This is a genomic window from Nocardia seriolae NBRC 15557, from assembly GCF_007990715.1.
GTDB classification, from domain to species: domain Bacteria; phylum Actinomycetota; class Actinomycetes; order Mycobacteriales; family Mycobacteriaceae; genus Nocardia; species Nocardia seriolae.
Genome location: NZ_BJWY01000043.1, coordinates 18,506 through 42,108, shown reverse-complemented (window position 1 = coordinate 42,108; position 23,603 = coordinate 18,506). Strand labels below are relative to the sequence as shown.

Sequence of the window (23,603 nt, the reverse complement as noted above, 5' to 3'; positions counted from 1 at the left end):
GGAAATGTAGGCGTTTTCGATTTCCGATATTTTGCTTTTCCGCAGGTATTTGTGTGCGGCACGTTAACTCGCGTGCTCAGTCCCGGCTCTGCTCCGGTGCGAACCGCGCCAGCACCAGATTCGCCAGCACGCCGACCACCGCGTAGGCGAACACCGACACCACGGTGACCAGTGCGATCGAAGCCCACAGCCGGTTGTACTGGAAGGTGGGAATGGCGCGGATCAGCCCGGCGCCCAAACCCGTTCCGCTGCCCAGCCATTCGCCCAGCAGCGCACCGATCAGCGCGCCGGGCACCGACACGCGGGCGGCCGCGAAGACCGACGGCAGCGCCGCCGGAATCGCCACCATGCGCATGGCGGTCCAGTTCGAACCGCCGTAGGCCACAACCAGTTCCGTGGCCTGGCGCGGCGCGGAACGCAGACCGGTCATGATCATCACCAGGGCCGGGAAGAACACCACGATGGCCGCCATGACGGTGACGCCCAGCAGGCCGCGCCCGAAGACCAGCACGATGATCGGGGTGATGGCCACCAGCGGCACCGACCGCAGCAGCATTGCCACCGGCATGAACGCCTGCGCCACCGCGGGCACACCGATGAACAGCGCCGCCACCACCAGCGCCGCGCCCAGGCCCACGCCGAAGCCGATGAGCGCGTCCCGCAGGGTGATTCGCATTTCGTCGAAGATCACCCGGCGCGCGCCCTCGGAGGTCGGCCCGGTCACCAGGTAGTGCCAGACGTCGCCCGGGCTCTTGCCGACCAGGCCCACCTGCGGGTACAGCTTCAGGAAGCCGTACCACAGCGCCACCAGCAGGATCAGCGAAACCAGCAGCGGCAGTAGGAATTTCCCGATCGGCCGCAATACGTTCAGGGTCTTCATCACGCCTCCGCCCGAGTCCACGGCACCGCCACCCGCGCCACCAGCGCGACAATGGCGTAGCCCAGTCCCGCCAGCGCGGCCGCGGCCAGCGCCATGCCCCAGGTGCGCGGCACCAGGTAGGCGGTCTGCGCCGCCGTCAGCGCCACGCCGATGCCGCTGTCCACGCCGCCCAGGTACTCGCCGATGATCGCGCCCAGCACCGCCGACGGCGCGGCGATCTTCAAGGCGGCCAGGGTATTCGGCAGCGCGGCGATCAGCTGCACCCGCCGCAGCCGCTCCCACCGGCCGCCGCCGTAGGCGCGCACCAGATCCAGGCTGGTGCGATCGGCCGACCGCAGCCCGGACACGGTGCCGACCATGGTGGTGAAGAAGCAGTACATGGCCGCCAGGAACACCGTCGGCGTGCGGCCGCCGAACACCACCAGGATGATCGGGCCCAGCGCCAGCAGCGGCGTGCAGTAGCTAAGGATCGCCAGCTGCGTGACCAGCATTTCGATCGGCGGAATCAGCACCACCAGCACCGCGAGCGCGATGGCCAGGCCATTGCCCCACGCGAAGCCTTGCAGCGCACCCCAGGCCGTGACCCGGAAGTTCGGGCCGTAGAGCGCCCAGCCGTCGGTGTACATGGTGTGCACGACGGTCCACGGGCTGGGCACGGTGCCGTTCGCGACGCGGATTTCGGCCAGCACCGTCCACAGCGCCAGCAGCGCGAGAATGCCCGCCGCCCCGCCGAGCCGGGTGATCCGGAAGCGCTCTCTCATTCGGCGGCACCGCCTTCGGAGACACCGGCGATTTCCGAGGGCCCACCGATTTCGGCGGCACCACCGCTGTCGGACGCGACACCGCCCTGGCCGCTGCGACCGAAGAGCAGCTCCTGCAAGTAGTCGTGCAGTTTGTGGAATTCGGGTGAGCGCATCATCTCCGGGGTGCGCGGCCGGGGCAGGTCGATGTTCACCACCTCCACCACCCGGCCCGGTCGCGGGCTCATCACCGCCACCACGTCGGACAGGAACACCGCCTCGGCGATGCCGTGGGTGACCATCAGGGTGGTGGCGGGCTTCTCGGTCCAGATGCGCAGCAGCTCCAGGTTCAGCCGCTGCCGGGTCATGTCGTCGAGCGCGCCGAAGGGTTCGTCCAGCAGCAGCACCGTCGGCTTGACCACCAGCGCGCGGGCGATCGAAACCCGTTGCCGCATACCGCCGGACAGCTGCGCGGGCTTGGCCTTCTCGAAGCCCTCCAGCCCGACCAGCCGGATCAGATCGGTGATCAGCTCCTTGTCCACCGGCAGGCCCGCGACCTGCAGCGGCAGCCGGATATTGGATTCCACACTGCGCCAGGGCAGCAGCGCCGAATCCTGGAAGGCGATGCCGAACTCATGACGGCGGCGCAGCTCGGCCGGGGTCTCGCCATTGATCTTCGCGGTGCCCGCGGACGGCGAATCCAGATCCGCCAGGATGCGCAGGATGGTGGACTTGCCGCAGCCCGAGGGCCCGAGCAGGGACAGGAACGCCCCCTGCGCGGTGTGCAGGTCGACCGCATCGAGGGCCTGCACCACACGCCGCCCGGAGCGGAAGGTCTTGCTCAGCCCGCTGATATGAATGCCCGTTCCCGCGGCGACTTCCGAACTCATAGGGCAACCGTAAGGGCCGGGAATTGCACGCAGATTGCAAATGGGCAGACGAGATTTCGGAGTTGTTACCACCAGGCGTCGGGCTCGAACCAGTCCCGGGCCTCTTTGCGGAACAGCAGCACGATCACCGCGAGCGACACCAGCGGGCCCAAGGGACCGGGCGGGCGGCCCTCGGTGATGGACGGAACCGTCCAGAGCATGTTCATGACCGCCACCAGAATCGCCCCGATCCGTACCCCTTGCCCCTCGGAATTGAAGGTCAGCGCGATCAACCCGAGCACGAAGGCGGGAACGAAGGGCACCACCGTCGGTATCGCGGCCCTCGCCCCGAGCAGCCAGCCCGACGAGGCCACGCAGGCGATCCCCAGCCCGGCCAGTCCGAGCGCCAGCACTTGCGCCGCGCGCACGACCCGCGGCATCCGAAATCTGTCGCCCACACCCGACCCCGGATCGGGTTGAGTATCCAGGTCCGACACTCCCCCAACCTAGCCCCGAATCACCCCCTAACCGTGTCAACCACGCCGCCGTGCGACCCGGTTCACAGCGATCACGGCCGCACGGCCACCGATTCCAGTTCGCGGACCTGCACCGTGGGCAGCAGCCGATCGCGCAGTACCCGGTCGATCTCCCCGGCGACCGGAATGACCACGGCGGCAGCCGAAGTCGCCACCGCGTCGGCCAGGATGGCGGGCCAGTCCGGCACCGGTTCGGTGGCGAAGGCGGCGATGATGGCCGCCACGGCGGCATCGCCCGCGCCGGTGGGATTGCCTGCCAGCGGTTTCGGCAGCGAGGCCGTCCAGGCCCGGGTCGCGGTGACCGCGACCATGCCCGCTCCGCCCCGGGTCACCACCACCGCGCCGACCCCGTCGGCGATGAGCGGCTCGACCGCGGCCAGGATCTCCGCGATCGTGCCCGCCGGACGGCCGGTGAGCCGTTCCAGCTCATCGGTATTGGGGGTGAGCACGACGCCGGGCACGCGCGCCGCCAGTTCCAGCGCCTGGCCGTCGAAGTCGCAGATGGTGGGCACGCCCGCGGCAATGGCGGTGCGCGCCAGTTCGGCGGGCAGCCCGGGACTCACCCCGCCGGGCAGCGAGCCCGCGATGACCAGTCCGTTCATGTCCGAGAGCAGTCCCGCGACCCGCACCCGCAGCTGGTCGACCGCGTGCGGTTCGGTGACCCGCGGCCCGGGCTCCCACAGCGCGGTGGCGGTGCCGTCGTCGGATTCGCTGATCACCACCGTGCGCCGCACCCAGGGCAGCGCGTGCACGAAATCCACCGGGATCTCGAGTTCGGCGGCGGCCGCGAAGGAATGATCGGCGAATCCGGTGGCGCGCGCGTACTTGCCGAGCTGGTTCAGAACCCGGGTCACATTGATGCCGCGCCCGCCGAGTCGCTGATCCACCGAGCGCACCCGCTGTGCCCGCCCACGCTCGAAATGCTCGACCCGATAGGTCATGTCGTAGGCCGGATTCATGGTCACGGTGAGGATCACCCCACCATCACGGCACGTCACGGCACCGGATGCAACCCCTGGGACGCATTGTGGCACCGAATGTCGTTGCCATTCGGAGACATTCGAGGGGCAGGATGTCGGCCGTGCATCCGCTCCCACCGAAACACCTGCTGCTGCAGGCCTGCCGCGGCCTGCCCCCCGACGATCATCCGGTGCTGCGCTGCGCCGGGTTACTCGCGGACCTGCACGAACAGCGGCTCACCAGCCCGGCGGGCACCGACCGGATCGACCACGACCGGGCCCGGCTGGTGCACGATATCGACAGCTGGGTGGCGGCCGAGTTGCCCAAGGCCGCCCGCGACGCGCACCTGCACACCGAGACGGTGGGGACCGTGGTGGACCGGCTGGCGCAGCTCTCCGCACTGGCCTACCTGACCCTGGCCATGTCGCCCGACGACGCCATGCACGAGGCCGCGCAGCGGCTCACCGAATTGGCCATCGCCTACGAGGATCTCGCGGGTGAACTGGCCGCGGGCCGCCGCAGACTGCCGAATCTGACCGGCACGCCCGACTACGACTCGTGACCGCGGACCACGCGAAATGACCGCGGCCGGCGGTGCCCGGCGAGGGGGCGGGGCACCACCGGCCACAAAGGTGGACCATGCGCAATCCACCGTCGACATCCGAGCGGACGGCACGAGTTCAGCAGGGGATCCGCGTGGGAGATGCGGTGGCAGTTCCTGCGACCTCGTCACCTGACAACCGTCCGGTCGACTTCGACACCCGAATCATGTCCCCCGAAACTCGGAGCGTCCCCTGTTCCAGCTGTGAATCCGCTGTGAAGAGAGTCGGTTTCGGAAGTTACCTCGCGCCGGGTAGCAGGGCGCGGATGGTGTCGATGGTGTCGGCCTGGGCGGGTTCCTTGTCGGGGCGATACCGGACCACCCGGGCGAAACGCAGGGCAGCGCCACCGGGGTAGCGGGGGCTGACCTGAACGCCGTCGAGGGCGATCTCGACGACCAGTTCGGGATAGAGGTAGACGGTCGAGGCGTCCCGGTCGCGTTCGTGGCGGGGGAATTCGGCGGTCTGCCATTGCAGCAGGGCATCGGTGAGGCCCTTGAAGGTCTTGCCGACCATGATGGGCTCGCCGCCCTCGGGATCGCGCGCGCCCAGGTGCAGGTTGGACAGGTAGCCGGTGCGGCGGCCGTAGCCCCACTCCGCGCCGAGCACGATGAGGTCCAGGGTGTGGGTGGGTTTGATCTTCTGCCAGGCGCGCCCGCGCCGACCGGCCGCGTAGGGCGCGGCCAGGGATTTGATCATGATGCCCTCGTGGCCCGCGGCCAGCGCGCCGTCGAAGTATTCGGCGGCGGCCTCGGCGTCCGGTGCGATCAGGGCCGGAATGCTCAGGCCCCCGGCCACGCCGGTGAGCGCGGCCCGGCGCTCGCGCAGCGGCCGATCGAGCAGGTCGACACCGTCGAGGTGCAGGCAGTCGAAGAAGTACGGGTGCAGCAGCAGTTCCTGAGCGGTGGCCGCGCCGAAGCGGCTCATGGTCTCCTGGAACGGGCGCGGGCGGCCGGAATCGTTGAGCGCCAGGGTTTCTCCGTCCAGGACCAGGCTCGTGCAGGCCAGCTTCCGCACCAGGTCCACCAACTCGGGCACGCTCGCGGTGATGTCGCGCAGCGTCCGGGTGAACACCCACACCCGGTCGCCGTCCCGGTGCACCTGGATCCGCGCACCGTCCATCTTGTGCTCGACGGTCGCCTCCCCGTCGAATTCGTCCAGCGCCTCGTCCAGGCTCGCGCCGGGAGAGGCCAGCATGGGCTGGATCGGCCGCCCGACCTCGAGCCGGAACTCCGCCAGTGCCTCCGCCCCGCCGGTCAGCGCGGCCAGGGCGGTGACCGGGAGCTGCCCGGACAGCATGTGCGCCCGCCGGACCGCCGCGATCGGCACGTCGAAGGCGACGGCCACCGCCTCGGCGACGATCGCGGTGAGCGCGCCCTGGCGCATCTCCCCGGTGAGCAGCCGGAGCAGGAACTCGTGTTCCGCCTCGGTGGCCGCCGCGAACAGGGCGGTCAGCAATTGCTGCCGCCGCGCGGTGGATCCGGCACCGCCGACCGCGGCGAGCTCGTCGAAGACCCGGTCCACCTCGGCCACGGTCAAGGTCGGCTCGGTCGCGGATTCCACCTCGAGCGACATGAGCGTGCGCCAGCCGGTACCGATCCGCCCCTGCACCGGATCACCCGACAGCCACGCCACGACCTGGGCCAGCTGCGGTGGCCCGGCCGTTTTCAGCAGCTCGGCAAAGATATTGATCTTGTTCTTGCGCGACGATGTCGCCCGCACACCCCGTGACGCCTCAACCACATCGGACAAGAGCACCCTTCGACCGTAACCCGGTGCACCGACAAGAATGTGACTCAAAGCTCAGCAGGTGTGTTAATCCCGGCGTTGGCAACCGTGCTAAGACGCCAATAAACTCGGTCATATGGCCAAGACTTACGTCGGGGCGCGGCTCCGCCAGCTGCGTACCGAACGCGGGCTGAGTCAGGTGTCCCTGGCCAAGAAGCTCGAGATCTCCGCGAGCTATCTGAATCAGATCGAACACGACGTGCGCCCGCTCACCGTACCGGTTCTGCTGCGCATCAGTGAAGTCTTCGGCGTCGACGCCGGCTTCTTCTCCTCCCAGGACGACACCCGGCTCATCGCCGAGCTCCAGGAGGTGGTGATGGACCAGGAACTGGGCGTGGAGGCCGACGCCCAGGAGATCGCCGAAATGGTGTCCGCGCACCCGGGTCTGGCGCGCGCCATGGTGAATATGCATCGCCGCTACCGGAATACGACCGCGCAGCTGGCCGCCGCCACCGAGGACCGCTTCGCCGACGGCAGCGGCTCGGCGGCCATCTCCAAACCGCACGAGGAAGTACGCGACTACTTCTATCAGCGGCAGAACTACATTCACGAATTGGATACCGCCGCCGAGGAACTCACCCACCGGATGCGATTCCACGGCGGTGACCTGAAACGCGAGATCCCGCGCCGCCTGGCCGATGCCCACGGGGTGCAGATCGTCGAGCGCATCGACCTGGGCGACGGCTTGCTGCACCGCTTCGATCCCGAACAGCGCCGTCTGGAAATCGCACCGCATCTCTCCGGCGGGCAGCGGGTTTTCAAACTGGCGGCCGAGCTCGCCTATCTGGAATGCGGCGACCTGATCGAAAAGCTGGTCGCCGAGGGCAATTTCAGCGGCCACGATTCGGTGGTGCTGGCGAAACTGGGCCTGGCCAACTATTTCGCCGCCGCCACGGTGCTGCCGTACAGCCATTTCCACGAGGTGGCCGAGGACTTCCGCTACGACATCGAACGGCTGTCGGCCTTCTTCACCCAGAGCTACGAGACCATCTGCCATCGCCTGTCCACGCTGCAGCGGCCCAAACTGCGCGGCGTCCCGTTCTCCTTCGTCCGGGTGGATCGCGCGGGCAATATGTCGAAGCGCCAGTCCGCCACCGGTTTCCACTTCTCCTCCAGCGGCGGCACCTGCCCGCTGTGGAACGTCTACGAGACCTTCGCCTATCCCGCGAAGATCATGACCCAGATCGCGCAGATGCCCGACGGCCGCAAATACCTGTGGGTGGCCCGCACCGTGGAACGCCGCGCCACCCGCTACGGCGAGCCCAGCAAGACCTTCGCCATCGGGCTGGGCTGCGAGCTGCGGCACGCCGGACGCACCGTCTACGCCGACGGCCTGGACCTCAACGAGCCCAAGGCCACCCCGATCGGCGCGGGCTGCCGGGTCTGCGAGCGGTCGAGCTGCCCGCAGCGGGCCTTCCCGCCGCTGGGCAAGACCCTCGACATCAGCGAGCACCGAAGTTCCATCTCGCCGTATGTGATTCAGTGACCGTCCACGCTCAGAACGGGGCGGGCTGCCACCACTGGTCGCGCACGTCCTCGAAGGTGTGCCCCGGCCAGGACACCTCGACCAGCGACTCGCTCAATCCCGGTGAGATCCAGCCGTAGGTCGCCAGCGTGAAGGGGGCGGCCGGATCCTTCGGCCGTTGCAGCACCATCTCGCCGAAGCTGTTCGCGATCTCGTGCTCACCCTCGACCCGCACGGTGTGGGCCGCGAGATAGTTCTTCACGTCATCGGCGCGGTCGTACTGGGTGTACCAAATGGTGATGCCGTCGGGCTGATTGCAGATGATCTGCCGGACGGGCGCCGGGTCGCCCGCCAGCGCCGCCACCGTGCCGACGGCCGAGCAGCGGGCATCGCGCCAGCCGGTTCCCGCCGGATCGACGGGAACGAGCCGCGGGTAGTTCACCGCCAGCGCGTGGTGCGCGCCCCACGGCAGCGGCCGAGGGCCCGTGGGGCGCAGGAACTTCCAGTACACCCCCGCCGCACCGATCCCCGCGACGGCCACCAGCCCCGCCACCATGAGCAGCACCGACGCGGTCCGCCAGCGCGAGGACACCTGTCCCGCACCAGGATTCACGGGTGGGACGGCCGGATTCCAGCGCACGGTCGGCGGCGGCGCGGGCGCCGGGGGCTGCGGAATGCGGACGACCGTGGGCGGCACCGGCCGCGCCCCGGCCAGGGCGCGCCGTGCGGCAGCGGCGAATTCCGCGCAGGTGGCGAATCTGCCCGCCGGGTCCTTCGCCATCGCCCGGGCGATCACGGCGTCGAGCTCCGGTGGCACGCCGGGCGCGGCGGTGCTCGCCGAGGGCACCGGCCGGGTCAGGTGCGCGGCCACCATGGCCCCGGCATTGCTCGCGGTGAAGGGCGCGTGCCCGGTGAGCAGTGCGAACAGGGTGCAGCCGAGCGCGTATTGGTCGGCCCGATGATCCACCGGCTGGTCCGAGACCTGTTCGGGCGCGGCGTAAGCCAGGGTGGCGAGCAATTCACCCAATTGCCGCCCTGGCGATCACGGGGGTACGTCCTACGCCGCACCGGCACCGGATCCGGCCGCCGTGCAGTCGATCCGGTACTCCGCGCAGACGCCGAACGACCTCGGCTACAGCATCGTTCGCTCGGATGCGGACAAGACCGTCACCACGACGCTGACCGGCGGTACCTTCCAGCTCGCCGCGGACTCGGTGCACATCCTCGACGCTTCCGGCGCGGTCGTTTCGAGCCCGCCCCTGGCCATGAGCGCCGAGGGCACCGATCTGGTGGTCTCGATGAACCCGAGCATCGAGGACAACGGCGCCAAGCTGGTCGCGCACCCGGCGGCCGCCGAGGCTTCGGCTTCATCGCGCTGCCGTTCGCGGCCATGATCGGCGCGATGATCGGCGGCGGCACCGGCAGCGCGGCGGGCGCTGGCACCACCAACGACGACCGCCAGGACGGGTGGACGTGGCAGCAGGACTGCCACACCGACTACTACACCCACACCCAGTACTGCTACTGACCGCTCACCCCCGGCTCGGGCCGGTGTCAGCTCTCGCTGGCACCGGCCCGAGCCGTTTCATGCCCCTCCACCTGCGGAAACACCTCCGTCCATGGAACCGAAACCGGTTGCGGTGAGCGGAAATTCACGTCGCGGAAACAGTGGACATCGGAGATTAATCGAGAGTCATTCCGGCGCAACACTTCCGGTTTACCGTTCCGTCTCACGAATACAACCGTTGTATACGCGGCGGTATTCGCAAGCGGCGCAGGTGGCGTCGCGGCACCCCGTGAAGTGAAGGATCCGCCCCATGCACGACTCTCCCCGCCGGGACCGGGCTACCCGCCTGATGAAGGCGATCACCATTCCGACCGCGCTGGCGCTGTCCGCGGTCATGCTCGCCGGCTGCGGCTCGCGCGACAGCGATACCGCCTCGGGCTCCAATGCCAAGTCCTGCGTGGACACTTCGAAGGACACCATCAAGATCGGCTCCCTACACTCGCTGACCGGCACCATGGCCATCAGTGAGGTCACCGTCGCCAATGCCACCAAGCTGGCCGTGGATCAGATCAATGCCGCGGGCGGCGTCATGGGCAAGAAGCTCGAGGTGGTGCTCGAGGACGGCGCGTCGGATCCGAAGACCTTCGCGGAGAAGGCCGAGAAGCTGATCAGCTCCGACTGTGTCGCGGCGGTCTTCGGCGGCTGGACCTCGGCGTCGCGAAAGGCCATGAAGCCCAAGTGCGAATCGCTGAACTCGCTGCTCTACTACCCGGTCCAGTACGAGGGCCTGGAGGACTCCAAGAACATCTTCTACACCGGCGCCACCACCAACCAGCAGATCATCCCGGCGCTGGACTACCTGAAGCAGAAGGGCGTCACCTCCCTCTACCTGGTGGGCTCGGACTACGTCTTCCCGCAGACCGCCAACCGTGAGATCAAGGCCTACGCCAAGGCCAACGGCATCGAGATCAAGGGCGAGGACTACGCGCCGCTCGGCTCGACCGACTTCTCCACCATCGTGAACAAGGTCCGCAGCTCCAAGGCGGGCGCGGTGTTCAACACCCTCAACGGCGACTCGAATGTCGCGTTCTTCCGCGAGTACGCCAACGCGGGCCTGAAGGCCGCTGATATGCCGGTGGTTTCGGTGTCCATCGCCGAGGAAGAGGTCGGCGGCGTCGGCGTGCAGAACGTCGCGGGCCAGCTCACCGCGTGGAACTACTACCAGACCGTGGACAGCCCGGCCAACAAGGCGTTCGTCTCCGCCTACAAAGCCGCCTACGGGGCTGGCAAGCCCACCTCCGACCCGATGGAGGCCGCCTACGCCTCGGTCTTCCTGTGGAAGAACACCGTCGAGAAGGCGAAGTCCTTCGCGGTGGCCGACATTCAGGCCTCCGCCGACGGCGTCAGCTTCGACGCGCCGGAGGGCACCGTCGTCATCGACGGCTCCAACCACCACATCACCAAGACCGCCCGCATCGGTGAGATCCACCCGGACGGCCTCATCTACACGGTGTGGGACAGCGGCAAGCCGGTGTCGCCGGACCCGTACCTGAAGAACTACGACTGGGCCAAGGGCCTCAAGTAATTCGGCGGCCGCCGATGAGGGGCGGCTGGTGCGGGGTTCCCGCACCAGCCGTACGGCGTTCTCCACCAATAGAACTCAAGAGGTACTGATCATGGATGTGGCTGTCGGACAGCTCTTCACGGGCTTGAGCCTGGGCTCGATCCTGCTGCTCGCCGCGCTGGGGTTGTCATTGACCTTCGGTCAGATGGGCGTCATCAATATGGCGCACGGCGAATTCATCATGGCCGGTTGCTACACCACCTACGTTGTGGAGCAACTGATCTCGGCGACGGGGGTGGCGCTGATCGTGTCGCTGCTCGTCGGCTTCCTGGTCGGCGGCCTGCTGGGCGCGGCCCTGGAAATGGGGCTCATCCGCTGGATGTACGACCGCCCGCTGGACACCCTGCTGGTCACCTTCGGTGTCGGGCTGGTGTTGCAGCAGGCGGTGCGCGACATCTTCGGTGCGCCCGCCAAGAACGTGGTCGCGCCGGACTGGCTGACCGGCGGCATCACCATCGCGGGCACCGTGGTGCCCAAGACCCGCATCTTCATCATGGTGCTGGCCGTGGTCGCGGTCATCGCGCTGGCCACCGCGCTCAAGACGACGCCGCTGGGCCGTCGCATCCGGGCGGTGGTGCAGAACCGCAGCCTGGCCGAAACCTCCGGCGTCTCTTCCCGTCTCACCGACGTCAGCACCTTCTTCATCGGCTCCGGGCTGGCGGCCGTGGCGGGTGTCGCGCTCACCCTGATCGGTTCCACCAGCCCCACCATCGGGCAGTCGTATCTGGTGGACGCCTTCCTGGTGGTCGTCATCGGCGGCCTCGGGCAGATCAAGGGCACCGTCATCGCGGCCTTCGCCATGGGCCTGCTGAATTCGTTCGTCGAGTACTCGACCACCGCGACGGTCGCCAAGGTGATCGTCTTCATCGTGGTCGTGATCTTCCTGCAGGTGCGCCCGCAGGGTCTGTTCACCGTCCGCACCAGGAGCCTGGCATGACCATCGTCCAGCGTCTGCGCGCCAACTCGTCCCTGAAAGCCCTGGGCGGCTTCGCCATTGCCGCCATCGTGCTGTTCGGCATCGCGCCCGCCATGCTCACCGATTTCCGGTTGAGCCTGCTGGCCAAGTTCCTCTGCTTCGCCATCGTCGCCGTCGGCATCGGCCTGGCCTGGGGGCGCGGCGGCATGCTCACCCTCGGCCAGGGCGTGTTCTTCGGCATCGGCGCGTACATCATGGCCATGCACATGCAGATGGCCGACACCGCCAAGGCTCACGAGGACGTGCCGGAGTTCATGACCATCGCGGGCGTCGACAAATTGCCCTCGTACTGGCAGCCTTTCGAGTCCGCGCCGGTGGCGATCCTGGCGATTCTGGTGCTGCCCGCGTTGATCGCGGCGGTGCTGGGTTTCGGTGTCTTCAAGCGCCGCGTCAAGGGCGCGTACTTCGCCATCCTGAGCCAGGCGCTGGCCGCGGCGCTGGCCATTCTGCTCACCGGGCAGCAGACCATCGGCGGCTTCACCGGATTGAGCGACTTCCGCTCGTTCTTCGGCTTCCGCCTGGACGATCCGGTGAACCGGCGCATGCTGTTCTTCATCGCGGCGGCCACGCTGCTGATCGTGGTGGCGGTGGCGCGCCAGCTGATGCGCAGCCGCTACGGCGAACTGCTTGTGGCCGTGCGTGATCAGGAGGAGCGGGTCCGCTTCCTGGGTTACGACCCGGCCAATATCAAGATCGTCGCCTACGTGGTGGCCGCCTTCTTCGCGGGCATCGCGGGCGCGCTGTTCACCCCGATCGTCGGCATCATCTCCCCCGCCGACATCGGTGTCGTCCCGTCCATCGCCTTCCTGATCGGCGTCGCCATCGGCGGCCGCACCACCCTGCTCGGGCCGGTGCTGGGCGCGGTCGGCGTGGCCTGGGCGCAGACCACGTTCTCCGAGCACTTCCCGTCGGCGTGGACCTACTTCCAGGGCGCGCTGTTCATCGTGGTGGTCGGCTTCATTCCGGCCGGGCTGGCCGGATTCGGGCCCATGGCAAAGCAATTGCTGGAGCGGTTGCGGCCCGCACCGACGGCGGTGGTCGAGCCCGCGCCGGTCGTCCCGGCCGAACCGGTCGAGACCGCTGCCTCCGCTGTCGAGGAGAATGCCCCCGCCGTCGAGGAGAAGGTGGAAGCCTGATGGCCGAATATCTCGAAATCAGCAAGCTGTCGGTGAGTTTCGACGGCTTCAAGGCCGTCTCCGACGTGGATCTCACCGTCCTGCAAGGCGATCTGCGCTTCCTCATCGGACCCAACGGCGCGGGCAAGACCACCCTCATCGACGCCATCACCGGCCTCACCCCGGCCACCGGCTCGGCGCGCAAGAGCGGTACCGAGCTCGTCGGCCGCAAGGTGCACCAGATCGCCCGGCTCGGCGTGGGCCGGACGTTCCAGACGGCGAGCGTGTTCGAACAGCTCACCGTCTTGCAGAACCTCGATATCGCCGCGGGCGCAGGGCGTTCCGCGCTCACCCTGCTGCGCCGCCGCAAGTCCGTGCTCCCCGCCATCGACGAGGCCCTCGAGATCACCGGCCTCACCGAGCTGCGCGACAAACCCGCCGGGGTGCTCGCGCACGGCCAGAAGCAGTGGCTCGAGATCGGCATGCTGCTGGTGCAGAACGCCTCGGTGCTGCTGCTCGACGAACCCGTCGCGGGCATGAGCGCCGAGGAGCGCGAGGAGACCGGAAACCTGTTGCGCCGCATCGGCGACAACCGCGTGATCATCGTCGTCGAGCACGACATGGACTTCATGCGCGCCTTCGCCAACTCGGTCACCGTGCTAGCCGGGGGCCGGGTGCTCAGCGAAGGCAGCGTCGAAGCCGTCCAGGCCGATCCCAAGGTGCAGGAGGTCTACCTCGGCACCGCCGCGGCGGGTGAACTGCCGCCGACCACCGACCAGGAAGCAGAGGCCGCCGATGCTGGAGCTCACTGACCTACACACCGGCTACGGCCGCACCGAAGTCATTCACGGTGTCTCCCTGACGGTTCCGGAGAACGGCGTCGCGGCCATCATGGGCCACAACGGGGCCGGGCAGACCTCGCTGCTGCGCGCGGCGGTCGGCCTGCTGCCCGCCAAGTCCGGGAAGATCCACTTCGACGGCGAGGACATCACCAAGATGTCGCCCTCGCGCCGGGTCAAGCGCGGCCTGGCCTACGTGCCGCAGGGGCAGCAGAGTTTTCCACAGCTGTCCACAATGGAGAACCTCCAGGTGGTGGCCGACGGCCGGGCCCGCGGCAAGGAACTCATCGCCGAATCGCTGGACCTGTTCCCGGCGCTGCGGGAACTGCTGTCCCGCAAGGCCGGACTGCTCTCCGGCGGCCAGCGTCAGCAGCTGGCCATCGCCCGCGCCCTCATCACCGAACCGAAGCTGCTGATCCTCGACGAGCCGACCGAGGGCATCCAGCCGTCGGTGGTGGCCGAGATCGAACGCACCATTATCGAGCTCACCAATCGCGGCGGCTTGAGTGTGTTGCTGGTGGAACAGCACATCGGATTCGCGTTGCAGGCCGCCCAGCAGTTCTACGTCCTGCGCTCGGGCCGCGTGACCTCCTCGGGGGCCGGCGGCGCGGGCGCGGAATCCGCGGTGCGCCTGGCCATGGCGATCTGATCGGGCGCACCCGTGAACGCGCGCAGGGGGCGTATTCCGTTGTCCGAGCGGGTCTATCGAGCGCTCCAGCGCGATCTCGCGGCCGGAGTGCTGGTGCCGACCGAACGGCTCGGCGAGGAACGCCTCGCCGAGACCTACGGCGTCTCCCGCACCCCCGTCCGCGAGGCGCTGGCCCGCCTCTACGCCGACGGACTGCTGGAACGCCACACCGACGGCCTCTACCCGTACCGCCCCCGGGTCGATGAGCTCGGCGACCTCTATGAACTCCGAATCGTGCTGGAGGCCAGGGGCATCCAGCGCCTCCAGACCACCCCGTCCAGCCCGCCGGAATCGCCGACCACGGCGACGCGGGAAGCACCCGCGACCTCGATCGCGGCCGCCCTCCCCAGGGGCGGCGCGCCGGACACCACCGCGGTGCGCGAAGAACTCGAGGCGTGGCGGCGCATCCGCGAACATCCGCCCGAGCCCGGGGCCGCCCTCATCGCGGCCGACGAGCAGTTCCACACCACGCTGCTGCGGGCCGCCGGAAACACGGCGCTGGCCGATGCACTCTCGACCGTGCACGCCCGGGTGCGCCCGGTGCGCGCCCTGGACATGCCCACCCCGGGCCGCATCGCCGCCATGGCCGACGACCACATCGCGATCGCCGAGCACCTGCTCACGGGTGATCTCGATACCGCCCTGCGCACCCTGCTGGCCCACCTCACCAGCTCCCGGGCGCACGTCCTGACCCGGGCGCGGCGGGCGCTGGAACTGACGAAACTGGCTCAGGCGGTGCGGGAATGAGCGAGCCGCCGCGTTTGCTCTGGCGGGTGACTGGGACAGGGTGTTGACTAGAGGGATGGTGTCGACGAGGCCACGCATCGCTCCCGGCCGGCTGCGGGAGCTCGGACCGGTGAACTGGGTTGTCTGGCAGGCGCTTTCCCGCGCCGCCGGTACCGAGGACGCCCATCTGTTCAGCACCCTGGGACGGACCGGCGGCCTGTTCCGGGGCTGGCTGCACTTCTCCGGCCGCCTCATGCCGGGCGGCAAACTCCGCCGCTACGAGTCGGAACTGGTCATCCTGCGGGTCGCCCACCTGCGGCAATGCGACTACGAGATGGACCATCACATCCGCCTGGGCCGCCGCGCGGGCGTCACCGCCGAAATCCTGGACCGCCTGCGCGAGGGCCCGGCCGCCGAAGGCTGGACCGACAAGGAGCGCGCCCTGCTCACCGCGGTCGACCAGCTCGTCACCACCCGCGACCTCGACGACCCCACCTGGCAGGCGCTGGCGAGCCACTACGACGAACGCCACCTCATCGAAATCGTCCTGCTCACCAACCAATACGAGGGCCTGGCCAGCACCATCACCGCGCTGCGCATCCAGACAGATCACTGATCAACGGCGGAGCCGGTAGACCGGCTGGGTGGCGGCCTCGGGGATGGCCTCGGCCGGGAGCCGGTGGGAGTGGACCGGTTCGACGGGATGGGCCACCCGGGCGTGCAGGTGCATGTCGTGCCAGCCGTCGGCGTGCAGGCCCGCGCTGCGGTTGATGCCTTCCAGGACGAAGCCGGATTTGTGGGCGACTCGGCAGGATTGGCCGTTGTGGATGGAGTGTCGCAGTTCCAGCCGATGGAAACCGGCCACCTCGAAGGCCCAGCCGACCAGGGCGTCCACCGCGCGCGGCGCGATACCGCAGCCGCGGGCGGCCGGGACCACCCAGTAGGCCACCTCGGCCTCGCCGTGCCAGAGCTCCATGTGGTGCAGCGAGGCGCGGCCCATCAGGCGGCCGGTACAGCTGTCGGCCACAGCCCAATTGGCGGCGGTGCCGCCGTGCCAGGAGCGGGCCCAGGAGTCGACCCAGTCCCCGGCCTCCTCCACGGTGTCTGCGGTGCGCACATGCCAGCGACGGATGGCCGGGTCCTGGAAGGCGGAGTACACCTCGGGGCCGTCGCGGCGCAGCCACGGGCGCAACACCAGGCGATCGCCCACCGGGAGCACGGGCTGCGCTGCCCGCGTGAAAGTTTCGGCGGCAACGATTGCCGGGGTTGCGCGCGGCATAGCTGGAATTCTGCCCGCGATCGGCCGATCCGCGCGGCGAAATTGAGACCATCGTCCCGATCGGTCTGTGCCGGGTGAATTGTCCGCACGGTCAAAGAACGGTCAGGGCCTGCGGTTTTCGATCAGGACGGCCAACCCGTCCAGGACCCTCGCCAACCCGAATTCGTAGGCGTGGTCCGCGCTGTAGGCGCTGTCGTGCGCCTGCCCGGCCACCGTGCCGACGCGGGCCGCCAAGGGGTAGCGGTCGGTATCGAAGACGCGCTCGAGCAAGGGCGCGGCGCGCTCCCACCACTCGTGGTCGGACTGTCCGCTGGCCGCCGCGGCCGCGGCGGTGTCGATGGCGAGCTGCGCGGTCGAGGTCACGAAGCCGAGCAGGTAGGTGAGCGCGGCGTCCATCTCGAGGTCGCCGAGCCCGAGTCCGTCGAAGGCGCGCAGCTCGTGGTCGTATTTCGCGACCACCCCCGGGCCCAGCGGCGGGCGCGTGGTGGGCAGGTACGCCACCCAGGGATGCTCGGCCAGCAGCGCGCGGTTCTCGGCGGCGATCGCGGAAACCCGCTCCCGCCAGGGCATTCCATCCAGATCGTGGCGCGGCATGTGCTGGTAGACGGTATCGAGCATGAGGTCGACCAGCTCGGCCTTGCCCGGAACATATGTATAGGTGGCCATGGGCGTGATGCCCAGCTTCGCGGCCACCGACCGCATGGTGAGCGCGCCGATCCCCTCGGCGTCGGCGATCTCCAGCGCGGCCGCGATGACCGCGTCCAGGGTGGTGCGCTGCTTGGGCCCGCGCGTGGACCCGCCCGATCCGGGCTCGCGCCACAGCAATTCGAGCGTGCGCACCGGGTCGCCCGCGCTGCTGCGCTCGCCACCTTTTCCGGCCATTCGCCTCACCTCCGCCGCCGATCGTATCGATGTGACGGTCATCACTTTGCATGCGTCCGGGAATTTACGTACAAAGTACAGCGTACATAGTACAGAGTTAATCGGCACCACCTAGGAGGACCCTTGAACATCACCGCTTCCGTCATCTCCCTGAACGTGCCCGACCCGATCGCCTCCGCGAAGTTCCTCGTCGACCACTTCGGTTTCACCGAGAAGATGTCGGCGGACGGCTTCGTGAACGTGACCCGCGACGACGCCGGATTCGATGTCGTCTACCTGCGCACCGGCCTGGGCAGCTTCAAACCCGAGCGCATCGCGGGCAGCGCGGGCGAAGGCCTGCTGGTCGCCTTCGTCGTCGACGACATCGATGCCGAGTACGACCGGGTGCGAAACGAAGGCGTCCCGATCGTGACGCCGATCGAGACCGAGCCCTGGGGCGAGCGCTACTTCCAGGCCCTCGACCCCAACGGCATCGTCATCCAACTGGTGCAGTGGGTCTGATCCCACGCCCGCCGCGACACGTCCCGAATTCTTTTTTCGGGACGTGTCGATTCCGGCGTCGCCCGTTCGAGGAGTAGGCAGGGACCGGAACGCGGTCCGCCCTCTCGACGGAAGGATCCCGGATGCGAAAAGTAGTCGCTTTCGAGCACATGACCCTCGACGGCTTCGCGGCCTCGAACACCGAACTCGGGCTGGAGTGGACCTTCCGCTCCTACAGCCCGGAGCTCGCGGCGTTCCACGACGAGCACATCCGCGCCGACGTCGGGACGGTGATCTACGGCCGCAAGACCTTCGTGGGCATGCGCGACCACTGGTCGTCGGTGTCCGACAGTCCGGAGGCCACCGCGCACGACCTCGAGCACGCGCAATGGGTCACCGCCATCGACAAGCTCGCCTTCTCGACCACGCTGGAGTCGCCGGAGTGGAACAACACCCGGATCATCGGGACCGACGGGGCCGCGCGGATCAACGAACTGAAGTCGGAAGACGGTGGCGCGCTGGTCATCTACGGCAGCCCCACGCTGGTGCACTGGTTCGCCGAGGCCGGGCTCATCGACGAGTACCGCATCGTCATCCACCCGGTGACGATCGGCGCGGGTACCCCGCTGTTCCGCGACAAGACCGAGTTGAATCTGAACCTGCTGGAGTCGAAGGTCTTCGACAACGGCGTGCTCTACACCCGCTACGGCATCGCCTGAGAGTAAGGATCGAACCATGCGACACCTCATGCTGATTCGCCTCGACCCGGCCAAGGCCCCCGAGGGCGGCCCGGACGAAAAGATGATCGCCGACATCAACGAGGTCATCGAGGAGATGACCAAGGCGGGCGTGCTGCTCGACACCGCCGGGCTGCGACCCCTCGAAGAGGGTGTGCGCCTGCGTCAGTCGGGCGGCGTGCAGTCCGTGGTGGACGGGCCCTACACCGAATCCAAGGAGATCGTGGGCGGCTACTGTCTGCTGCAGACCCGCACGACCGAGGAGGCGGTGGAATGGTCCCGGCGATTCCTGAACGTGCACGGCCCGGAGTGGGAACTCGAACTGGAGATCCGTCCCCTCGACGGCCAGAACTGAGCCGCCCCGTCCGACCGATCGGCCTCCACCGTGCCTGATCCCTCGGCCGCGGCGACACCCGATCCGTCGGCAATGCCCGATCCGCTGGCGGTGTCCGAGCCGTCGATGGTGCCGGAGCCGTCGGCCGTGTCCGAACGGTCGACGGTGCCTGAACCATCGGCGGCAGCAAGGCCCGAGCGGGCGCGCCGAGCGATCGAGGCGGCGTGGCGGATCGAGTGGCCGCGGCTGGTGGCCGGGCTGACCCGGCTGGTCGGGGATATCGCGACGGCCGAGGAGCTCGCGCAGGATGCCCACGTGGCGGCGCTGGAGCAGTGGCCGCGCGCGGGCGTCCCGCCGAATCCGGGCGGCTGGCTCATGTTGACCGCGAAACATCGTGCGGTGGATCGGATTCGGCGTGATGCGAACTTCGCGCGCAAGCTGGAGCTGCTCGGGCGGCAGACGCCGCTGGAGGAGCAGCCGGTGTTCGACGAGCCGGGGGCGGAGCAGCCGGTCATCGCCGACGATCTGCTGCGCATGATCTTCACCGCCTGCCATCCGGTGCTGACCCCGCCCGCGCGCACCGCGCTCACCCTGCGCATGGTGGGCGGGCTCAGCACGGCCGAGATCGCCCGCGCCTATCTGGTGCCGGAATCGACGGTGGCGCAACGCATCGTGCGCGCCAAACGCACCATCGCCGACAAGAAGGTTCCCTACGAGGTGCCCGAGGGGCCCGAGCTGGCCGAGCGGCTGGACTCGGTGCTCGAGGTCATCTACCTGATCTTCAACGAGGGCTATGCCGCCACCTCCGGCGACAGCTGGATGCGCGCCGAATTGTGCGACGACGCACTGCGTCTGGCTCGCATCCTGACCGGCCTGCTGCCCGGCGAGCCGGAGGCGCACAGCCTGGCCGCGCTGCTCGAACTCCAGGCCTCGCGCACCCGGGCCCGCACCGGACCGGACGGCGGACTGATCCTGCTCGCCGATCAGGACCGCTCGCGCTGGAACGGTCTCTACATTCGACGCGGCTTCGCCGCCCTGGCCCGCGCACACCTTGAACCGCACGCTCGGCCGCGAACCCGGACGGTATGCCTTGCAAGCCGCGATCGCCACCGTGCACGCCATGTCCACGACCACCGAGGACACCGACTGGCGGCGCATCGCCGGACTCTATGCCGTACTGGCCCAGCGCTTTCCGTCGCCGATCGTGGAACTGAACCGCGCGGTCGCGGTGTCCCGGCTGCACGGCCCGGCCGCCGGCCTGGAGCTGGCCGACGCCGTCGCCGCGACCGGCGCGCTCGCCGATTACCACCTGCTGCACGCGGTTCGGGGCGACCTGCTTGCCCGGCTGGGCAATGCGGAACAGGCCCGCGCGGCCTTTACTCGAGCGGCCGAACTCACCGGCAATGCGACCGAGCGCGAATTGCTGCTCGACCGCGCCCGGCAATCCGGCAATCCACTCTGATCAGGCATTTCGCCGCGTGTCGCCCGCATTCATGAACTGAAAGGGCGTACGGTCAGTTTCGTTCGAAGACAAGTTGTGTCTGTTTTTCGTGGCATTTGTGACGACTAGGCGTTGCGGTGAACGACACGGAAGGACCAGGCGTTGCCCGTTTTCGATGACCCCGAAATCAGAAAGCGTTCGCTGCGATTCACTCTGCTCGGACTGCTGCTCGCGGCCCTCACCCCGCTGACCGTCGCCGTCGGGACCGCCGACGCGCGCACCGCGGTGGCCGACCCGATCGCGCGATCCGCCGAGATCCCGGTCGCGCTCCCGGTCGACCCCGCGAGTCTGATCCAGATGATCGGCTCGGCCCAGCGCTACTCCAAACCGACCCTGCAAACCCTGTCCCGCTTCATGGTCCCCGGCGAGCAGTGGGAATCCTTCAACCAGATCATCAGCCACGAGAGCGACTGGCAGGTCTTCGCCATCAACCCGACCTCCGGCGCCTACGGCCTGGCCCAGGCCCTCCCCGCGCACAAGATGTTCAGCGAGGGCCCGGACTGGATGTTCAACCCGCTCACCCAGCTTCGCTGGGCCTACCGCTACATGGTCGCCCGCTACGGCAGCCCGAACGCCGCCTGGGATTTCTGGCAGGCCCACAACTGGTACTGAGGGCCTGCCCGTCCCCGATCCTCAGCTCAGCGCGGCGCGGAAGACCTCGGCCACCGGGGTCGACGGGCGGCCGAGCAGCCGCTGCAGATCACCGGAGTCGACGGTCAGGATGCCGTTCGCGATACCGGCGTCGGCATCGGCCAGAACCGCGGCGTACCCGGCTTCCAGGCCCGCGCCCTCGAGGGCGGCGGCGTAATCGGCCTGCGGCAGATCCTGATACCGCACCGGCTTGCCGGACACCTCCGAGATGACCTGCGCCAGTTCGTCGTAGCTGAGCGCCTCGTCGCCGCCGAGCTCGTAGACCTTGCCCTCGTGACCGTCGGTGGTGAGCACGCGGGCCGCGGCCTCGGCATAGTCGGCGCGGGACGCACCCGATACCTTGCCGTCGCGGGCCGCACCGTAGAGCGTGCCGGTCTCGACCGCGTGCGCCAGCCCGCCGGTGTAGTTCTCCCAGTACCAGCTGTTGCGCAGCAGGGTGGTCGGGATGCTCGCCCCGGCCAGCGCGGCCTCGGTGCCGATGTGCTCCTGAGCCAGGATCAACGGGTTGACCTCGGCCTTCGGAATGCTGGTGTAGGCCAGCAGCTTCACGCCCGCGTTCTCGGCCGCGCGAATCACATTGGTGTGCTGGGCGACCCGCTTGCTGAACTCGTTGCCCGAGACCAGCAGCACCCGATCGACACCCTGGAAAGCGCGCTCCAGCGCCTCCGGATCGTCATAGCTCGCCACCCGCACCTCGGCGCCGCGCTCGGCCAGATCGGCCACCTTCGCGGCATCGCGAACCACGGCCACGACGGGCTGCGACCCGTCCTTCAACAGCGCCTCGACAACCAGACGGCCCAGCTGACCACTTGCTCCGGTGACTGCGACGGTCATGACTACCTCCATGGGTTTCAGGGAATGAACTGCACGTCTGACATGTACTAACTAATAGTAAGCACATCCCATTCCCAAACCGCTACCCGAATCGAAGGTAATCTGAATCCCATGACCTCCCAGCCCCCCGACCAGGCGTTTGTGGTCGACCCCACGCTGGAGGCCGACGTCTTCGCCCGCAACTGCTCCTCCCGCCCCGTCCTCCAGGACGTGGCCAGCCGCTGGGGCGTCCTCACCCTGGCCGCCCTCCGCGAGGGCCCCTACCGCTTCTCAGCCCTGCGCCGCCGCGTAGACGGCATCTCCGAGCGCATGCTCTCCCAAACCCTGCAAACCCTGGAACGCGACGGCATGGTCAATCGCGAAGTCCAGCAAGCCATCCCCCCGGTCGTCGAATACACCCTCACCGACCTGGGCGCGCAGGTAGCCGACCAACTCGTCGGCCTCATCGAGATCCTCGAATCCAACATCACCGCGATCACCGAGGCGCAGAACGCCTATCACCGCCAATAAGCCACGAGCCCAAGGAGTCGCATGCCCGCCGACACAGATCTGCACTACCTCGAGCGCTGCGTGGAGCTCGCCGAGGAGGCGCTGAATTCGGGCGACGAGCCCTTCGGATCGCTGCTGGTCGACGCGAACGGAAAAGTGCTGGCCGAGGACCGCAATCGAGTGTCGGGCGGCGATCAGACCCGCCACCCCGAATTCGACCTGGCCCGTTGGGCGGGCGAAAACCTCACCCCCGAAGAGCGTGCCGCCGCGACCGTCTACACCTCCGGCGAGCACTGCCCGATGTGCTCCGCGGCCCATGCCTGGGTCGGCCTCGGCCGCATCGTCTACGCCGCCTCCACCGCCCAACTCCTGGAGTGGCTCAACGAATTCGGCGTTCCCGCGGGACCCGTCCGCCCCCTCTCCATCCGGGAAGTCGCCCCGAGCATCCCGACCTCCGGCCCCTTTCCGGAACTGAGCGACCGCGTCTACGCGCTCCACCGCCGCCTGCACCTGGCGGACTGAAGCCCGATATCTACGAAAACGGCCCGGTGCCGGCGATTTTCGCCGATACCGGGCCGTCGTACGAGGGTGATGTCCTCAGGGCAGGGTTTGCAGGGTGCCCTCGGATTTGTAGGTGGTGTGACCGGATCCGGCGCTGTCGCATTCCCAGAGCACCATCGTGTTGGGCGGGAACTGGAGATCCACCGATGCCGTCCAGGGCACCGAGTCCGCCATCGCGGAGCCTGTCGAGGTCCTGTGCTTGGCCACCTGGGTCGTCAGCGAGACGAACGGGACCAGGCTCATGCCCTTGCAGGTCCAGGCCGAACCGTCCGCGGGGGCATCGACGTGAATCACGCCGCCCGGCATGAGCGTAATTTCGGCGGCTTCGGCGCGGGCGATCCCGCACTACCCGAATCCACCGCGAATCCCGTTCCCGAAGCGGCAACCCCCAGCGACACCAGCGTCGCCGCCAGTAGACCCACCCGGAAAACATTCCGTACCAAAGCAACTCCCCAATTCAAGTTCATCACGCCGAACACGGCGTGCGGCAGCAAATGTACCCGAACTCGAATCTCGTTTCCCACATACGAATTGGCGATGAAA

Annotated in this window: 29 protein-coding genes; 18 read left to right on the top strand and 11 right to left on the bottom strand. The window is 68.4% G+C overall.

Features of this window, described 5'->3' with window-relative positions; all coding sequences use genetic code 11:
* Window positions 1-76: 76 nt before the first annotated feature.
* From NS2_RS15620 to NS2_RS15600, 5 genes are all read right to left on the bottom strand, one after another.
* Complete coding sequence (locus NS2_RS15620; protein WP_370737298.1) at window positions 77-871, bottom strand: ABC transporter permease; 795 nt, start codon at window positions 869-871, stop codon at window positions 77-79.
* A gap of 8 nt (window positions 872-879) precedes the next feature.
* A complete protein-coding gene (locus NS2_RS15615; protein WP_033088149.1) occupies window positions 880-1,641 on the bottom strand; it encodes an ABC transporter permease in 762 nt (253 codons plus the stop codon).
* The gene (locus tag NS2_RS15610; RefSeq protein ID WP_033088148.1) at window positions 1,638-2,510 is read right to left on the bottom strand and encodes an ABC transporter ATP-binding protein; all 873 of its coding nucleotides are present in this window, start codon (window positions 2,508-2,510) and stop codon (window positions 1,638-1,640) included. Before NS2_RS15610 ends, NS2_RS15615 begins: the two co-directional genes overlap by 4 nt.
* A 65-nt stretch (window positions 2,511-2,575) precedes the next feature.
* Window positions 2,576-2,929 (bottom strand): hypothetical protein, encoded by a 354-nt coding sequence (locus NS2_RS15605; protein WP_033088147.1) that lies wholly within the window; start codon window positions 2,927-2,929, stop codon window positions 2,576-2,578.
* A gap of 128 nt (window positions 2,930-3,057) precedes the next feature.
* Entirely contained in the window at window positions 3,058-4,023 is a 966-nt protein-coding gene (locus NS2_RS15600; protein WP_228102596.1) for a hexose kinase, read from the bottom strand.
* A gap of 83 nt (window positions 4,024-4,106) precedes the next feature.
* Here NS2_RS15600 and NS2_RS15595 point away from each other — a divergent pair, with 83 nt between their 5' ends.
* Window positions 4,107-4,547, top strand: coding sequence for a DUF4254 domain-containing protein (locus tag NS2_RS15595; protein ID WP_081985944.1), 441 nt, complete (start codon window positions 4,107-4,109; stop codon window positions 4,545-4,547).
* Between the two features lie 277 nt (window positions 4,548-4,824).
* On the opposite strand, the gene NS2_RS15590 is transcribed toward NS2_RS15595, so the two are convergent.
* Window positions 4,825-6,342, bottom strand: a complete 1,518-nt coding sequence (locus NS2_RS15590) for an ATP-dependent DNA ligase (RefSeq protein ID WP_033088144.1) — start codon at window positions 6,340-6,342, stop codon at window positions 4,825-4,827.
* A 106-nt stretch (window positions 6,343-6,448) separates the two neighbouring features.
* On the opposite strand from NS2_RS15590, the gene ramB reads away from it, so the two are divergent.
* Window positions 6,449-7,858 (top strand): acetate metabolism transcriptional regulator RamB, encoded by a 1,410-nt coding sequence (gene ramB / locus NS2_RS15585; protein ID WP_033088143.1) that lies wholly within the window; start codon window positions 6,449-6,451, stop codon window positions 7,856-7,858.
* 10 nt (window positions 7,859-7,868) lie between these two features.
* Here the strand turns inward: ramB and NS2_RS15580 are convergent, their stop codons facing one another.
* Entirely contained in the window at window positions 7,869-8,864 is a 996-nt protein-coding gene (locus NS2_RS15580; RefSeq protein WP_033088142.1) for a serine/threonine-protein kinase, read from the bottom strand.
* A gap of 61 nt (window positions 8,865-8,925) precedes the next feature.
* On the opposite strand from NS2_RS15580, the gene NS2_RS15575 reads away from it, so the two are divergent.
* The 9 genes from NS2_RS15575 (at window position 8,926) to NS2_RS15540 (ending at window position 15,928) form a co-directional block, all read left to right on the top strand.
* Window positions 8,926-9,231: a DUF8020 domain-containing protein gene (locus NS2_RS15575; protein ID WP_033088141.1), complete on the top strand. Its 306-nt coding sequence runs from the start codon at window positions 8,926-8,928 to the stop codon at window positions 9,229-9,231.
* The gene (locus NS2_RS36050; RefSeq protein ID WP_155238899.1) at window positions 9,228-9,365 is read left to right on the top strand and encodes a hypothetical protein; all 138 of its coding nucleotides are present in this window, start codon (window positions 9,228-9,230) and stop codon (window positions 9,363-9,365) included. Before NS2_RS15575 ends, NS2_RS36050 begins: the two co-directional genes overlap by 4 nt.
* 328 nt (window positions 9,366-9,693) lie before the next feature.
* Complete coding sequence (urtA, locus tag NS2_RS15570; protein ID WP_033088140.1) at window positions 9,694-10,929, top strand: urea ABC transporter substrate-binding protein; 1,236 nt, start codon at window positions 9,694-9,696, stop codon at window positions 10,927-10,929.
* 91 nt (window positions 10,930-11,020) lie between these two features.
* On the top strand, window positions 11,021-11,905 hold the full coding sequence (gene urtB / locus NS2_RS15565; RefSeq protein ID WP_033088139.1) for an urea ABC transporter permease subunit UrtB: 885 nt from the start codon (window positions 11,021-11,023) through the stop codon (window positions 11,903-11,905).
* On the top strand, window positions 11,902-13,080 hold the full coding sequence (gene urtC, locus NS2_RS15560; protein ID WP_052086484.1) for an urea ABC transporter permease subunit UrtC: 1,179 nt from the start codon (window positions 11,902-11,904) through the stop codon (window positions 13,078-13,080). Before urtB ends, urtC begins: the two co-directional genes overlap by 4 nt.
* Window positions 13,080-13,871, top strand: a complete 792-nt coding sequence (urtD, locus tag NS2_RS15555; protein WP_045437723.1) for an urea ABC transporter ATP-binding protein UrtD — start codon at window positions 13,080-13,082, stop codon at window positions 13,869-13,871. Before urtC ends, urtD begins: the two co-directional genes overlap by 1 nt.
* On the top strand, window positions 13,855-14,547 hold the full coding sequence (gene urtE, locus NS2_RS15550; RefSeq protein ID WP_033088138.1) for an urea ABC transporter ATP-binding subunit UrtE: 693 nt from the start codon (window positions 13,855-13,857) through the stop codon (window positions 14,545-14,547). The genes urtD and urtE overlap by 17 nt, the downstream gene beginning before the upstream one ends.
* Window positions 14,548-14,559: 12 nt before the next feature.
* On the top strand, window positions 14,560-15,333 hold the full coding sequence (locus NS2_RS15545) for a GntR family transcriptional regulator (protein WP_033088137.1): 774 nt from the start codon (window positions 14,560-14,562) through the stop codon (window positions 15,331-15,333).
* Window positions 15,334-15,388: 55 nt separating this feature from the next.
* On the top strand, window positions 15,389-15,928 hold the full coding sequence (locus NS2_RS15540; protein WP_033088136.1) for a carboxymuconolactone decarboxylase family protein: 540 nt from the start codon (window positions 15,389-15,391) through the stop codon (window positions 15,926-15,928).
* Here NS2_RS15540 and NS2_RS15535 read toward each other — a convergent pair whose 3' ends face one another.
* Together NS2_RS15535 and NS2_RS15530 are read right to left on the bottom strand one after the other, a co-directional pair.
* Window positions 15,929-16,591, bottom strand: a complete 663-nt coding sequence (locus tag NS2_RS15535) for a GNAT family N-acetyltransferase (RefSeq protein ID WP_071343344.1) — start codon at window positions 16,589-16,591, stop codon at window positions 15,929-15,931.
* Between the two features lie 102 nt (window positions 16,592-16,693).
* Window positions 16,694-17,473 (bottom strand): TetR/AcrR family transcriptional regulator, encoded by a 780-nt coding sequence (locus NS2_RS15530; RefSeq protein ID WP_033088135.1) that lies wholly within the window; start codon window positions 17,471-17,473, stop codon window positions 16,694-16,696.
* A gap of 123 nt (window positions 17,474-17,596) precedes the next feature.
* On the opposite strand from NS2_RS15530, the gene NS2_RS15525 reads away from it, so the two are divergent.
* The 5 genes from NS2_RS15525 to NS2_RS37510 all read left to right on the top strand — a co-directional run bounded on the left by NS2_RS15525 (window position 17,597) and on the right by NS2_RS37510 (window position 21,137).
* Window positions 17,597-17,974, top strand: coding sequence for a VOC family protein (locus NS2_RS15525; protein WP_033088134.1), 378 nt, complete (start codon window positions 17,597-17,599; stop codon window positions 17,972-17,974).
* A gap of 122 nt (window positions 17,975-18,096) precedes the next feature.
* Complete coding sequence (locus NS2_RS15520) at window positions 18,097-18,672, top strand: dihydrofolate reductase family protein (RefSeq protein ID WP_033088133.1); 576 nt, start codon at window positions 18,097-18,099, stop codon at window positions 18,670-18,672.
* A gap of 16 nt (window positions 18,673-18,688) precedes the next feature.
* Complete coding sequence (locus NS2_RS15515) at window positions 18,689-19,045, top strand: YciI family protein (protein WP_033088132.1); 357 nt, start codon at window positions 18,689-18,691, stop codon at window positions 19,043-19,045.
* Window positions 19,046-19,117: 72 nt separating this feature from the next.
* The gene (locus NS2_RS15510) at window positions 19,118-20,521 is read left to right on the top strand and encodes an RNA polymerase sigma factor (protein ID WP_308640197.1); all 1,404 of its coding nucleotides are present in this window, start codon (window positions 19,118-19,120) and stop codon (window positions 20,519-20,521) included.
* A 106-nt stretch (window positions 20,522-20,627) separates the two neighbouring features.
* Window positions 20,628-21,137, top strand: a complete 510-nt coding sequence (locus tag NS2_RS37510) for an aggregation-promoting factor C-terminal-like domain-containing protein (RefSeq protein WP_261772284.1) — start codon at window positions 20,628-20,630, stop codon at window positions 21,135-21,137.
* Window positions 21,138-21,158: 21 nt separating this feature from the next.
* On the opposite strand, the gene NS2_RS15500 is transcribed toward NS2_RS37510, so the two are convergent.
* Window positions 21,159-22,010: an SDR family oxidoreductase gene (locus NS2_RS15500; RefSeq protein ID WP_033088131.1), complete on the bottom strand. Its 852-nt coding sequence runs from the start codon at window positions 22,008-22,010 to the stop codon at window positions 21,159-21,161.
* 111 nt (window positions 22,011-22,121) lie between these two features.
* Between NS2_RS15500 and NS2_RS15495 the strand changes: the two genes are divergently transcribed.
* Entirely contained in the window at window positions 22,122-22,520 is a 399-nt protein-coding gene (locus NS2_RS15495) for a winged helix-turn-helix transcriptional regulator (RefSeq protein ID WP_147207193.1), read from the top strand.
* A gap of 21 nt (window positions 22,521-22,541) precedes the next feature.
* Window positions 22,542-23,021, top strand: a complete 480-nt coding sequence (locus tag NS2_RS15490; RefSeq protein ID WP_033088129.1) for a nucleoside deaminase — start codon at window positions 22,542-22,544, stop codon at window positions 23,019-23,021.
* Between the two features lie 75 nt (window positions 23,022-23,096).
* Here the strand turns inward: NS2_RS15490 and NS2_RS15485 are convergent, their stop codons facing one another.
* Window positions 23,097-23,366 carry a hypothetical protein gene (locus tag NS2_RS15485; protein ID WP_033088128.1) on the bottom strand — a complete coding sequence of 90 codons (270 nt, stop codon included), beginning with the start codon at window positions 23,364-23,366 and terminating at the stop codon, window positions 23,097-23,099.
* Window positions 23,367-23,603: the final 237 nt, after the last annotated feature.

What these genes read in the sequence shown, in the direction of transcription:
- NS2_RS15605 (WP_033088147.1), bottom strand. Translation starts at nt 2,929, where the DNA reads ATGCCGCGGGTCGTGCGCGCGGCGCAAGTGCTGGCGCTCGGACTGGCC.
- NS2_RS15510 (WP_308640197.1), top strand. Translation starts at nt 19,118, where the DNA reads ATGCCCGATCCGCTGGCGGTGTCCGAGCCGTCGATGGTGCCGGAGCCG.
- urtA (WP_033088140.1), top strand. Translation starts at nt 9,694, where the DNA reads ATGAAGGCGATCACCATTCCGACCGCGCTGGCGCTGTCCGCGGTCATG.
- NS2_RS15530 (WP_033088135.1), bottom strand. Translation starts at nt 17,473, where the DNA reads ATGGCCGGAAAAGGTGGCGAGCGCAGCAGCGCGGGCGACCCGGTGCGC.
- NS2_RS15610 (WP_033088148.1), bottom strand. Translation starts at nt 2,510, where the DNA reads ATGAGTTCGGAAGTCGCCGCGGGAACGGGCATTCATATCAGCGGGCTG.
- NS2_RS15490 (WP_033088129.1), top strand. Translation starts at nt 22,542, where the DNA reads ATGCCCGCCGACACAGATCTGCACTACCTCGAGCGCTGCGTGGAGCTC.
- NS2_RS15520 (WP_033088133.1), top strand. Translation starts at nt 18,097, where the DNA reads ATGCGAAAAGTAGTCGCTTTCGAGCACATGACCCTCGACGGCTTCGCG.
- NS2_RS15540 (WP_033088136.1), top strand. Translation starts at nt 15,389, where the DNA reads ATGGTGTCGACGAGGCCACGCATCGCTCCCGGCCGGCTGCGGGAGCTC.
- NS2_RS15485 (WP_033088128.1), bottom strand. Translation starts at nt 23,366, where the DNA reads ATGCCGGGCGGCGTGATTCACGTCGATGCCCCCGCGGACGGTTCGGCC.
- urtC (WP_052086484.1), top strand. Translation starts at nt 11,902, where the DNA reads ATGACCATCGTCCAGCGTCTGCGCGCCAACTCGTCCCTGAAAGCCCTG.
- NS2_RS15495 (WP_147207193.1), top strand. Translation starts at nt 22,122, where the DNA reads ATGACCTCCCAGCCCCCCGACCAGGCGTTTGTGGTCGACCCCACGCTG.
- NS2_RS15515 (WP_033088132.1), top strand. Translation starts at nt 18,689, where the DNA reads ATGCGACACCTCATGCTGATTCGCCTCGACCCGGCCAAGGCCCCCGAG.
- NS2_RS36050 (WP_155238899.1), top strand. Translation starts at nt 9,228, where the DNA reads ATGATCGGCGCGATGATCGGCGGCGGCACCGGCAGCGCGGCGGGCGCT.
- NS2_RS15615 (WP_033088149.1), bottom strand. Translation starts at nt 1,641, where the DNA reads ATGAGAGAGCGCTTCCGGATCACCCGGCTCGGCGGGGCGGCGGGCATT.
- urtE (WP_033088138.1), top strand. Translation starts at nt 13,855, where the DNA reads ATGCTGGAGCTCACTGACCTACACACCGGCTACGGCCGCACCGAAGTC.
- urtB (WP_033088139.1), top strand. Translation starts at nt 11,021, where the DNA reads ATGGATGTGGCTGTCGGACAGCTCTTCACGGGCTTGAGCCTGGGCTCG.
- NS2_RS15500 (WP_033088131.1), bottom strand. Translation starts at nt 22,010, where the DNA reads ATGACCGTCGCAGTCACCGGAGCAAGTGGTCAGCTGGGCCGTCTGGTT.
- NS2_RS15535 (WP_071343344.1), bottom strand. Translation starts at nt 16,591, where the DNA reads ATGCCGCGCGCAACCCCGGCAATCGTTGCCGCCGAAACTTTCACGCGG.
- urtD (WP_045437723.1), top strand. Translation starts at nt 13,080, where the DNA reads ATGGCCGAATATCTCGAAATCAGCAAGCTGTCGGTGAGTTTCGACGGC.
- ramB (WP_033088143.1), top strand. Translation starts at nt 6,449, where the DNA reads ATGGCCAAGACTTACGTCGGGGCGCGGCTCCGCCAGCTGCGTACCGAA.